This window comes from Actinomadura madurae (genome assembly GCF_047130825.1).
GTDB lineage: Bacteria > Actinomycetota > Actinomycetes > Streptosporangiales > Streptosporangiaceae > Spirillospora > Spirillospora madurae.
The window spans coordinates 7,662,495-7,673,188 of the sequence record NZ_CP083237.1; the positions used below are offsets into that span (position 1 = coordinate 7,662,495).

The 10,694-nt window shown below is 74.2% G+C and carries 11 protein-coding genes; 6 read left to right on the forward strand and 5 right to left on the reverse strand.

Translation table 11 applies throughout. The features are described from left to right. Positions 1 to 26: 26 nt before the first annotated feature. Together K8Z49_RS35450 and K8Z49_RS35455 are read right to left on the reverse strand one after the other, a co-directional pair. On the reverse strand, positions 27 to 782 hold the full coding sequence (locus K8Z49_RS35450) for a hypothetical protein (protein ID WP_412516210.1): 756 nt from the start codon (positions 780 to 782) through the stop codon (positions 27 to 29). A 359-nt stretch (positions 783 to 1,141) separates the two neighbouring features. Further along, positions 1,142 to 1,864, reverse strand: coding sequence for a hypothetical protein (locus K8Z49_RS35455; protein ID WP_412516211.1), 723 nt, complete (start codon positions 1,862 to 1,864; stop codon positions 1,142 to 1,144). Positions 1,865 to 2,266: 402 nt separating this feature from the next. On the opposite strand from K8Z49_RS35455, the gene K8Z49_RS35460 reads away from it, so the two are divergent. Further along, positions 2,267 to 2,749 carry a CarD family transcriptional regulator gene (locus tag K8Z49_RS35460; protein WP_021599843.1) on the forward strand — a complete coding sequence of 161 codons (483 nt, stop codon included), beginning with the start codon at positions 2,267 to 2,269 and terminating at the stop codon, positions 2,747 to 2,749. A 34-nt stretch (positions 2,750 to 2,783) separates the two neighbouring features. Continuing rightward, complete coding sequence (gene ispF / locus K8Z49_RS35465; RefSeq protein ID WP_021599844.1) at positions 2,784 to 3,254, forward strand: 2-C-methyl-D-erythritol 2,4-cyclodiphosphate synthase; 471 nt, start codon at positions 2,784 to 2,786, stop codon at positions 3,252 to 3,254. A gap of 5 nt (positions 3,255 to 3,259) precedes the next feature. On the opposite strand, the gene fahA is transcribed toward ispF, so the two are convergent. From fahA to K8Z49_RS35480, 3 genes are read right to left on the reverse strand one after another with little or no spacing between them, the layout of a single operon-like run. Beyond that, complete coding sequence (fahA, locus tag K8Z49_RS35470; RefSeq protein ID WP_412516212.1) at positions 3,260 to 4,477, reverse strand: fumarylacetoacetase; 1,218 nt, start codon at positions 4,475 to 4,477, stop codon at positions 3,260 to 3,262. 59 nt (positions 4,478 to 4,536) lie between these two features. Continuing rightward, positions 4,537 to 5,322: a hypothetical protein gene (locus K8Z49_RS35475; RefSeq protein WP_412516213.1), complete on the reverse strand. Its 786-nt coding sequence runs from the start codon at positions 5,320 to 5,322 to the stop codon at positions 4,537 to 4,539. Positions 5,323 to 5,366: 44 nt separating this feature from the next. Beyond that, positions 5,367 to 6,404 (reverse strand): DUF2637 domain-containing protein, encoded by a 1,038-nt coding sequence (locus K8Z49_RS35480; protein ID WP_412516214.1) that lies wholly within the window; start codon positions 6,402 to 6,404, stop codon positions 5,367 to 5,369. A 210-nt stretch (positions 6,405 to 6,614) separates the two neighbouring features. On the opposite strand from K8Z49_RS35480, the gene K8Z49_RS35485 reads away from it, so the two are divergent. The 4 genes from K8Z49_RS35485 to cysS all read left to right on the forward strand — a co-directional run bounded on the left by K8Z49_RS35485 (position 6,615) and on the right by cysS (position 10,580). After that, positions 6,615 to 7,358 (forward strand): DUF6585 family protein, encoded by a 744-nt coding sequence (locus K8Z49_RS35485; RefSeq protein ID WP_412516215.1) that lies wholly within the window; start codon positions 6,615 to 6,617, stop codon positions 7,356 to 7,358. Positions 7,359 to 7,461: 103 nt separating this feature from the next. Further along, a complete protein-coding gene (locus K8Z49_RS35490) occupies positions 7,462 to 7,818 on the forward strand; it encodes a YciI family protein (RefSeq protein ID WP_235206289.1) in 357 nt (118 codons plus the stop codon). A 14-nt stretch (positions 7,819 to 7,832) separates the two neighbouring features. Beyond that, entirely contained in the window at positions 7,833 to 9,080 is a 1,248-nt protein-coding gene (locus K8Z49_RS35495; protein WP_412521235.1) for an RNA polymerase sigma factor, read from the forward strand. Between the two features lie 105 nt (positions 9,081 to 9,185). After that, positions 9,186 to 10,580, forward strand: coding sequence for a cysteine--tRNA ligase (gene cysS / locus K8Z49_RS35500; protein ID WP_412516216.1), 1,395 nt, complete (start codon positions 9,186 to 9,188; stop codon positions 10,578 to 10,580). Positions 10,581 to 10,694 lie beyond the last annotated feature (114 nt).

Here is a 10,694-nt window from a genome sequence, read left to right on the forward strand (position 1 = left end):
GGGGACGGGCCGTTCGCGTTTCCAGGTCAGTGACCGGCGGCGGGGGACTCGGTGCCGCCCGGCTGCGCGGGGCTCGTGGCGCCGCCCGGGGTCTGGCCGGCCGGCGTCTCACCGCCGGGCGTCTGGCCGCCGGGCGTCTGGCCGCCGGGCGTCTCGCCGCCGGGGGTCTGGGTTCCGGAGGCCTGTGGCGTCGGGGACGGCGCCGGGGTGCTGGGCAGCGGGTAGGAGAGGTACTCGTCCTGCCGCGGCACCAGGGGGACCTGGAACTCGACGGAGCCGGCCTTCTCGAACCGCATCGTCACCGGCACCGACGCGCCGGCATGCAGTTCCTGGGTCAGCGACGGCAGCACCACCAGGGGCTGCTCGCCGCCCTGGGGCGCCGGGACGGTCTGCCGCGGGCTCGCGGTGTTGCCGGACGTCGGCGTCTCGGACACGTTCGGCGTGGCGCCCTGGCCGGTGGGCTCCGGCGTCGCGCCCTGCCCCGTCGGCTGCTGGGTCGCCCCGGCGGTCGGCGTGCCGCCCGGCCGCCGCGTCTGCCGCGTCGGAGTCGGCGTCGGGGACGGCGTGCCGAGCAGCTTGACGAAGCTGCCCGTCCCGTCCGGGGCGGCGGGCGGCAGCGCCAGGGCGCCGCCGTCGATCTTGCCCGGTCCGCCGAAGGCCGGCGAGCTGACCGCGACCAGCCGGTCGGCCCGTCCCTTCACCTGGTTGATGATCGCGCCGTAGAGGGGCAGCGACGTGCCCGGCGCGACGGCCTTGCCCGGCTCGGGCACCAGCAGGAACATGTTGCGCAGGTCGATCTGCGGCGCCCGCGGGCCTGTTCTTCGGGACCGTCACGTTGACGCCCTCGGTGAGCTGCGTCGGGGCGGCGCTCTGTGGCTCCTCGCCGGCGCCGCAGCCGGAGACCACCGGTGCGATGGCGACGGCGCCCCGCGATGGCGAGCACGACCACTCGGCGGCTGTTACGGATCACGGCGTCGGTCTCCTCGCGAGATATCGGTTCCAGAACTTGGCACGGAAGGTTGTGAAAACGGCGTGAGACACGCCAGGGGAAGCGTACCGAGGTCATGCCGGTACCCCCTCCCCGGGGTGGCCGACACGCCCTGCGCGTCGGCCTGAGCCGTGCCTCGGCCTGAGCCGTGCGTCAGCCGGAGCGCAGCGACTCCACCTTCCCGGTCAGCTCGGGACCGGGGCGCGGCGCGTGGACGACCTCGGTGACGACGCCGTCCGGCTGGACGAACACGGCGGTGAGCGAGGAGCCCGTCGGGCCGGGCGTGCCGGGCGCGGGCGAGTAGGAGCCGGCGAGGACGCCGTCGCGGTCTTCGAGGATCTGCGGCGTCCCGTTGTGGGCGGTGCCCGCGCACGCTCTGAGCTCCTTCAGCGACATGGGCTCGCGGTCGCCGGCGGGGCGCGGGTCGGCGACGAGGTAGAAGTTCAGCGTGGACGCCTGCGTCCGGCCGGCCAGCTCCGCGACGAGGTTCTCGCACCGGTACCCGGGCGGGGCGATCGCGATCACTCCGGGCCGCAGGTCGATCAGCCGCTTCGGCGTGTGGTCGCCGGCCACCAGGTCGACCTGCCGGTCCGGCAGCAGCCCGCCGACCTCGCCGGGGCTCGCGGAGGGGCGCGGCGCCAGCTGGGCGCCCGTCGGGCGGGGCGCGGGACGCGGCCCGAACGCCGTCATCAGCACGCCGCTGAGCAGCGCGACGAGCAGCGCGCCCGCGATGATCGGGATGGCGACGCCGAAGCGGGTGAACGGGCGGGTGAGGCCGGCGGGTCCGCTCCCGGCGCCGGCGGCGGCGCTCCTCGCGGCGGTAGGCGACCACGTCCCGCTCCAGCTCGCGGGCGTCGTCGGGCACGACGACGTCAATGCGCGGAAGCCCGTAGTCGTCGGGCTCCGGGTCGCCGCCGTCCGGCCTCACGCAGCACCTCCCTCGCGGACCCGGGTGCCACGGGACGCCGTCCCGTTCGGGCCCTTCCGGGCGCTTCGTACCCGCGCGACCCGGCATGTTCACATCCCAGTATGGAACCCGTCCGCGCGTTCCGGTGAAGGATGCTTGTAACCGGGGACCGCTTACCGGTAATGGCGCTCCGGCGCAGGCAGAGTGCCCTGTCGGCTACGCTGAGTGTGGGGAACTGGACGGCGATGCACCGATAAAGGGCTTTGTCAATACCCCAGAATGCGGTTTGACCTGCGCATTTGTCGGGAACGTCGGTTCGGACACCCTCGTTTCCGTGCTACCCTGGTTCTAGCGGAAGGGGTACTTGTCACATGACTTTCCAGGTCGGCGACACCGTCGTCTACCCCCACCATGGGGCTGCTCGGATCGAGGCCATCGAGACTCGCACCATCAAGGGTGAGGACAGGACCTATCTGGTTCTGAAGGTTGACAAGGGCGACCTGACAGTGCGGGTCCCGGTCGAGAATGTCGAGGACGTGGGCGTCCGGGACGTCGTCGGCCAGGACGGGCTTGAGAAGGTGTTCGAGGTGCTCCGCGCACCCTACACCGAAGAGCCCACCAACTGGTCGCGCCGGTACAAGGCGAACCTTGAGAAGCTCGCTTCCGGCGATGTCAACAAGGTCGCCGAGGTCGTCCGCGACCTCTGGCGGCGCGACAAGGAGCGCGGCCTGTCGGCCGGCGAGAAGCGCATGCTGGCCAAGGCGCGCCAGATCCTGGTCAGCGAGCTCGCGCTCGCCGAGAAGACCAACGAGGACAAGGCAGAGGCCCTGCTCGACGAGGTCCTGGCCAGCTGACCGGCCGGCCGAGTTGACCGAGCGGCTTCCACGGGTGGGCGTCGGTACCGACGTCCACCCGTTCTCGTCCGTCCCGCGCCCGCTCCGGGTCGCGGGCCTCGACTGGCCCGGCGAAGGCCACGGTCTCGCCGGCCACTCCGACGGCGACGTCGCCGCGCACGCCGCCTGCGACGCCCTCCTGTCGGCATGCGGGCTGGGTGATCTCGGCGCCGTCTTCGGCACGTCCGATCCCCGCTGGTCCGGCGCGTCCGGTGTCGACCTGCTGCGCGAGGTCGCCCGCCGCGTCGCCGCCGCGGGCTGCACGATCGGCAACGTGTCCATCCAGGTCATCGGCAACCGCCCGAAGATCGGCAAGCGCCGCGCGGAGGCCGAGAAGACCCTGACCGAGGCGCTGGGCGGCGCCCCCGTCACGATCTCCGCCACCACCACCGACGGCCTCGGCCTGACGGGCCGCGGCGAAGGGCTGGCCGCGATCGCCACCGCTCTGGTCCTCCCGCCCGCCTGACGGCGTCAGCCCTGGGCCGGATGGACGGTGCCGGTCACCTCGCCCAGGCTGATGCGGGAGCCCGACGCGCCCGGAGCCTGGGCGCGGAGCGTCACCGTGTCGCCGTCCTCCAGCCACGTGCGTTTCGTGCCGTCGTCCAGTTCCAGGGGCTCCTGGCCGTTCCAGGTGAGCTCCAGCAGGCAGCCGCGCTGATCGCGTTCGGGGCCCGACACCGTCCCGGACGCGAACAGGTCGCCGGTGCGCAGCGGCGCGCCGTTGACCGTCGCGTGCGCGAGCTGCTGCGGTGACGTCCAGTACATCGACGCGAACCGGGGCCGCGCCGCCACCTGCCCGTTGATCATGACCTCCAGGTGCACGTCCAGCCCCCACGGCTCGTCGCACCGCAGGTACGGCAGCGGCTCCGGGTCCTGGACGGGCGGGTCGACGCGCGCCGGCTCCAGCGCCGCGACCGGCACCACCCACGGCGAGATCGACGTCGCGAACGACTTGCCGAGGAACGGGCCGAGCGGCCGCGACTCCCACGCCTGGAGGTCGCGGGCGCTCCAGTCGTTCACCAGGACGAACCCGAACACGTGGTCGCGGAACGCGCCCGACGGGACGCCGCGCCCCGCCGCGGAAGGGACGCCCGCCACGAACCCGACCTCCACCTCGAAGTCGAGCTGCAGCGACGGCCCGAACGACGGTTCGAGGTCGCCCGGCGTCCGCCGCTGCCCGCACGGCCGGATGACCGGCGTCCCGGACGGGTACACGGTCCCGGACCGGCCGTGGTAGCCGACCGGCAGCCGCTTCCAGTTCGGCGGCAGCGGCTCGCCGTCCGGGCGGAAGATCCGGCCCGCGTTGGCGGCGTGATGCTCCGAGGAGAAGAAGTCGACGTAGTCCGCCACCACGAACGGCTTCAGCAGCTCCACGTCCGCGACGGCGATCAGGTGCGGCTCCACCCGGTCGCGGTACGCCTCGTCGGTGAGCAGCTCCGTCAGCCGTTCCCGGTTCGCCTGCCAGGCGGCCCGTCCCGCGACCATGAAGGCGTTCAGCGAGCCGGACGCGAAGTAGCGGCGGTCCTCCACCAGCCCGGCGGCGGACAGCGCGGCGAGATCGAGGACGTGCTCCCCGATCGCCACGCCGACGCGGGGAAGCTCCCCCCGCCGGGCGAACACCCCGTACGGCAGGTTCTCGACTCCGAAGCCGCCGTCCTGACTGCCCGCAACCCACGAAACGGTCGTCATGGACACTTATCTTCCCCGGTCATGCACTTTCATCCGGTCCGTGCCGCGGCCCGCGATGGTCAGCGACCGGACGGGGAAAAGGCCTCTTTCCTGATCAGGGCCAGGGCGTCCATTGCGGCCCCGAGATCGGGCACGCTCACGGCCACCAGCGACCGCCGCACCGCCCGCGCCGTCTCCTCGGGCAGCCCGGCCAGTTCCCTGGCGACCCCGCCCGGATCCTTCCGCTCAAGCGCCTCCAGGACACCGCCGGTGGCTCTCTGACGCGTGGCCGCCGCCGCGGCCAGGAGGAGGTTCGGGACGTCGTGGCCGGAGGGCGCCGCGATGGTGAAGGGAAGATCGCGATCGGCGCAGGCCCGGATGAAGGCCGCCGTGTCGGCGGGCGGGCCGTCCGGGCGGTGGTGGGCGCCGAGGTCGGCGCCGCGGGCGCGGGCGGCGGCGATGCGGTCCAGGGCGTCGCGCCGGCCGGGCGAGCGGCGCACCCCGATGTGCGCCCGCGGCCCGGCCGGGAGCCGGGCGAGCATGACGGCGGTGGCCCGCGCCTGGTCCGCGTCGCCGGGCAGGGCGATCTCCACGGCCGACGGCCGGACGCGCGGCTCCGCGCACGCGGCGTCCAGCGCGTCCGGCAGGTCCTCGATCCCGGTGTCGGCGACCAGGACGAGATCCAGGAAGTCCTCCGGGACGAGACGGGTCCGCAATTCGGCGAACCGGGACGCGGGGCACCGCAACCGGCCGACGACCCGGTCGCGGGCGGCCTCCCGGTGGGCGGGCAGCGCCGCGTCCGCCGGGGCGCGGCCCGGCGGGCAGAGCCCGGCGTCGTCGAGAAGCCGAGCGAGGAGGGCGCTCATGCCGCCTCACTACCCGCGACCCGCCGGGCTAGTCGACGGGCGGGCTAGTCGACGGGCGGGGTGGGGCCGCTGCGGAAGTTGCTCGACGGGGGCGGGTTCGCGTCGTCGGCGTCCGGGTCCTCGGCGCGGTCGGCGGGCGGACCGTCGTGGTCGTCCTCGTCGCCGCCGGGGCCGTAGGGCGCGGGCATCACGATGTCGGGACGGGTCGTCGACGCGACCGGGGCCTCCTCCTCGCCGGCGCGGTCGCGGCTCCGCACGAGCTCGACGTCGGTGGGCAGCGACGCCGGGGCCGGGTCCAGCGGCGCGCGGGGCTCCGGCAGCGGGTCGAGCGGCGGGGCCGGCTCGGACGACAGGCTCTCCTCGTACGCGACCGGTTCGAACTCCTCCTCCGGCTGGTGCGTTCCGTCGTCGACGGTCTCCCGGGCGGGCTCCTCGGCCTGGAACGGCAGGATCGGCTCCGGCTCGTGTTCGGGCTCGGGCCCGGGTTCAGGCGCGGGCTCGTCCAGGAAGACCAGCGAGGGATCGGACTCCGCCCCCTCGCCCGCGGGGGCCGCCAGCGCGAGCGGTGGCGGCGCGGGCTCCAGGACCTTGACGTGGCCGCGCTGCGTCTCGGCGGGCGCGGCCTCCTCGGCCGGGGGACGGGCCACGCGGATCTGCTTGAACATCGTCAGCCACAGCCACACCGCGATCACCAGCATGACGTGCGGCGCCACCGCCACGCCCGCGCGCAGCGCGTCGTCCGGCAGTTCCGCGAAGCCCCGGACCGAGCGCTGGACGGAGATCGCCGCGCCGCCCGCGACGAGGACGATCAGCAGCGTCCAGCGGAGCAGCCGCGTCCACCAGCGGGCGTTGCGGGTGACGACGAGCGACAGGATCGTCAGCACGGTGAGCGTGTCCGCCATCGCCGGGTACAGCGGCGCCCAGCGGCGGCTCACCCGTCCCGCGAGGGCGAGTTCGCGGAGCGTGTCGTAGGTCAGCGCGAACGCGCCGCCCGCCAGCGCGGCGACGACGAGGCCGGCGGCGGCGGTCAGCAGCCGCCGCTGCGCCGGCGTGTAGGAGGGCCGGGAGGAGTCAGATGGCATGTCTCTCGTTCCGGAAGGGAGGGGTCCTCCGCCGAGATTAACCAGCGGGGACGGAGCCGAACCGCAACTTCTTGGTGATCACCTTGTCGCTGCGCACGATAAGCGGGGAGACGTACGGTATGGGCGTCGACACGCCAACGGGAGGGCAGCGGATGCCGCACGGCAGGTTCGGGAGCGTGACGCGGACCCGCTCGGCCGGGTAGCGCGGTGGTGGCGCTTCCCCGGGGCCGGCTCGGCGAACCGGTCCGGGTCTTCGACGGGCGGTCCGCCGGCCGCCGCACGTGGGGGTGGCTGGCGCTGCTGAGCCTGGCCGCGGCGGCGCTGATCCCCGCGGCGATCGTCTACCTGCGCGACCGCGTGTGGTGGGTGGGCGTCCCGGCGCTCATCCTGTCGATGGGGTACGCGGCGGCGGCCGGGTGGATCGCCGGCCGCGACCGCCCGCGCCTGCGCAACAGGGTCGCGTGCCTGCACACCGGCGGCCTGTCGGTCGCCGGACCGGGCGGCGAGACCCGCCACACGTGGGACGAGCTGGTCTCGGTGACGGTCTCCGGTGTCCCCGGCGGGCCGGGCGGGCGCGTCCGGTGGCGCTTCACGATCGTCGCGGACGACGGGAGCGTGCTGCGGCTCGGCGACGACATCCCCGACGTCCGGGCCCTCGGCGTGGCCGTCGCGCGGGAGGTGACGGCCCGGATCGTCCCGCGCCGCCTCGCGGAGGTGAAGGCGGGGGAGGAGGTCTGGTTCGGCCCGTTCGCGGTGGACATGGACGGTGTCGAGAAGGACGGCGAGCGGCTGCCGTGGAGCGCCGTCCGCGACGTGGTGATCGAGAACGGCCTGGTGACCGTGCACGCGCGTCCCGGCCGGGCGGACCTGATGACCGTCGCCGCGCAGATGCCGGACGCGCTCGCGTTCACCGTCCTGTGCCACCAGGTCAGGGACATGGCCGAATCTTCCTGAAAAATGTCCCGGCCGGGATGTCGAGAACGCGCCGCCCGCTCCGATCCTGCTGTGACCGGCCCCGCTGGGGCCGCCACGACGACGAGGAGAACCCGTGAAGTACATGCTGCTGATCTACAACCGTCCCGGCTTCGTCGAGGAGCTGGGCGAGGCCGAGCGCGACGCGCTGTTCGCCGACGTCGGCGCGATCATGAAGGAGCTGGAGGAGTCGGGCGAGTGGGTCGGCGGGGAGGCGCTCGCGGACCCGTCCACGACCAAGACCGTGCGGGAGCGGGGCGGGCAGCCGGCCGTGACGGACGGGCCGTTCCTGGAGGCCAAGGAGCACTTCGCCGGCTACCTCACCGTCGACTGCGAGACCGAGGAGCGGGCCGTGGAGATCGCCAGGCGGTGGCCGGACGTCCGGTACGGGGGGCACATGGAGGTCCGGGCGGTCATGAACCAGTCCGGGACGGAGATGTGAGCACGCCCCCGGCCATGGACGGCGGTGTCGCCGAGGAGCTGCTGCGGACGCTCGCGCCGCAGGTCCTCGGCACGCTCGTGCGCCGCCACGGCGCGTTCGACGCCTGCGAGGACGCCGTGCAGGAGGCGCTGCTCGCCGCCGCCGTCCAGTGGCCGGGGGACGGCGTCCCGGAGAACCCGCGCGGCTGGCTGCTGACCGTCGCGACCCGGCGGCTCACCGACCAGTGGCGCAGCGAGCGGGCCCGCCGCGACCGCGAGGCCGCCGTGTCCGCGGACGGGCGGGACGAGCCGGGACCGGACGCCGAGCGGCCCGGCGACCGCGACGACACGCTCACCCTGCTGTTCCTGTGCTGCCACCCGTCGCTGTCGCCGTCCTCGCAGGTCGCGCTGACGCTGCGCGCGGTCGGCGGCCTGACGACGGCGCAGATCGCCCGCGCGTTCCTCGTCCCGGAGGCGACGATGGCGCAGCGGGTCAGCCGCGCCAAGCAGAAGATCAAGGCGGCGGGGGCGCGGTTCGCGATGCCGCCCCCGGCGGAGCGGGACGAGCGGCTGCGCGCCGTCCTGCACGTCCTGTACCTGATCTTCAACGAGGGGTACACCGCGTCCAGCGGCCCCGACCTGCAGCGGACCGGCCTCACGGCCGAGGCGATCAGGCTCGCGCGGGCCCTGCACGGGCTGCTGCCCGGCGACGGCGAGACCGCCGGGCTGCTCGCGCTGATGCTGCTCACCGACGCCCGGCGGGCCGCCCGGACCGGCCGCGACGGCATGCTGATCCCCCTCACCGAACAGGACCGGACGCTCTGGCGCCGGGACGCGATCGACGAGGGCACCGCGCTGATCACCGCCGCGCTCACCTGGTCGCCGCCGGGCCCCTACCAGGTCCAGGCCGCGATCGCCGCCGTCCACGCCGAGGCGGCGCGGCCCGAGGACACCGACTGGCCGCAGATCCTCGCGCTCTACCGGCTGCTGACGCACCTCGCCCCGAACCCGATGGTCACGCTGAACGAGGCCGTCGCGCTCGCGATGGTCGACGGCCCGTCCGCCGGGCTCGGCCTGCTCCGGACCCTGGACGGCGACGCCCGGATGTCCGGCCACCACCGGCTCGCGGCCGTCCGCGCCCACCTGCTGGAGACGGCCGGCGACCCGCGCGCCGCGCGGGCCGCGTACCGGGACGCCGCGCGCACCACCACCAGCCTGCCCGAACGCCGCTACCTCGACTCGCGCGCCGCACGACTCGACCGGGACGACGATGGCGGCGCCTGACGCACCCGGCGTCCCGACCGGACGGGGCGGTCCGGGACGCGACGGGACGAGCGACGCCACCGCGATGAGGCCACGCACTGGACCCCGATCCAATAACCTGAACGTGTGAGCCTGCGCCTTTACGACACCGGTACCCGTAGCGTCCGCGCGTTCGAGCCCCTGGAAGAGGGCCACGTGGGGATGTACGTGTGCGGTGCGACCCCGCAGGCGGCCCCGCACATCGGGCACCTCCGCTCGGGCGTCATCTACGACGTCCTGCTGCGCTGGCTGCGCGCGTCCGGCTACGAGGTGACGTTCGCGCGCAACGTCACCGACGTCGACGACAAGATCATCGCGGTGGCGGCCGAGACGGGCGTGCCGTGGTTCGCGGTCGCCGAGGGCAACCAGCGCGTGTTCGGCCAGGGCTACGACCTGCTCGGCTGCCTGCCCCCGACGATCGAGCCGCGCGCCACCGGGCACGTCCCGGAGATGATCGTGCTGATGCGGCGGCTCATCGAGAAGGGGCACGCCTACGCGGCGGGCGGCGACGTGTACTTCGACGTCGACTCCTGGGCCGGCGAGTACGGCGCGCTCTCGAACCAGCGGCTGGAGAACATGCGGCCGACCGGCGACACCCCCAACGAGGACCTCAAGCGCGACCCGCGCGACTTCGCGCTCTGGAAGGGCGCGAAACCGGGCGAGCCGTCCTGGGAGACGCCCTGGGGCGAGGGGCGTCCCGGCTGGCACCTCGAATGCTCCGCGATGGCGACCAAGTACCTCGGGCCGACCTTCGACATCCACGGCGGCGGCGTCGATCTGATCTTCCCGCACCACGAGAACGAGATCGCCCAGTCCCGCGCCGCCGGCGACGGCTTCGCCCGCTACTGGCTGCACAACGGGCTCCTCACCGTGGACGGCGAGAAGATGAGCAAGTCGGTCGGCAACGTGGTGCTGCTGCCCGACCTGCTGGGCAAGGCCCGCCCCGTCGAGGTGCGCTACTACCTCGCCTCGGCGCACTACCGGTCGCTCATGGACTACACCGACGCCGCCCTGGCCGAGGCCGTCTCCGCCTACCAGCGCATCGAGGGCTTCGTCACGCGGGCGTCCGAGGTCGTCGGGGCCGCGCCCCCCTCGTCCGTGCCACCGGCGTTCGCGTCCGCGATGGACGACGACCTGGGCGTCCCGCAGGCGCTGGCGGTGCTGCACGAGACCGTCCGGGAGGGCAACAGCGCCCTCGCGTCCGGTGACCGGGACGCCGTGCGCGAGCACCTGGCGGCCGTCCGGGCGATGGCGGACGTCCTCGGCATCGACCCGCTGTCGCCGCAGTGGCGCTCGGCGGGCGACGAGGACCTGCGTCCCGTCGTCGACGCCCTGGTCGCCGTCGCGCTGGAGCAGCGGCAGGCGGCCCGCGCCCGCAAGGACTACGCGGCGGCCGACGCCATCCGCGACAGCCTGTCGGAGGCCGGCATCGTCGTCGAGGACACCCCGCAGGGCCCCCGCTGGGAACTGAAGCGCAGCTGACCGCTCAGCCCCGCGGGGCGGATAAAATCGGACCTTCGCGGGGGTTCGCCGTCCGCTGAGATCTTGAGCCGCCCGGCAGCCGCGAGGGCGAGCACGCAATCGTCGCGAGGGGCG

What these genes read in the sequence shown, in the direction of transcription:
- K8Z49_RS35450 (WP_412516210.1), bottom strand. Translation starts at nt 782, where the DNA reads ATGTTCCTGCTGGTGCCCGAGCCGGGCAAGGCCGTCGCGCCGGGCACG.
- K8Z49_RS35480 (WP_412516214.1), bottom strand. Translation starts at nt 6,404, where the DNA reads ATGCCATCTGACTCCTCCCGGCCCTCCTACACGCCGGCGCAGCGGCGG.
- K8Z49_RS35495 (WP_412521235.1), top strand. Translation starts at nt 7,833, where the DNA reads ATGGACGGCGGTGTCGCCGAGGAGCTGCTGCGGACGCTCGCGCCGCAG.
- K8Z49_RS35475 (WP_412516213.1), bottom strand. Translation starts at nt 5,322, where the DNA reads ATGAGCGCCCTCCTCGCTCGGCTTCTCGACGACGCCGGGCTCTGCCCG.
- fahA (WP_412516212.1), bottom strand. Translation starts at nt 4,477, where the DNA reads ATGACGACCGTTTCGTGGGTTGCGGGCAGTCAGGACGGCGGCTTCGGA.
- K8Z49_RS35490 (WP_235206289.1), top strand. Translation starts at nt 7,462, where the DNA reads ATGCTGCTGATCTACAACCGTCCCGGCTTCGTCGAGGAGCTGGGCGAG.
- K8Z49_RS35460 (WP_021599843.1), top strand. Translation starts at nt 2,267, where the DNA reads ATGACTTTCCAGGTCGGCGACACCGTCGTCTACCCCCACCATGGGGCT.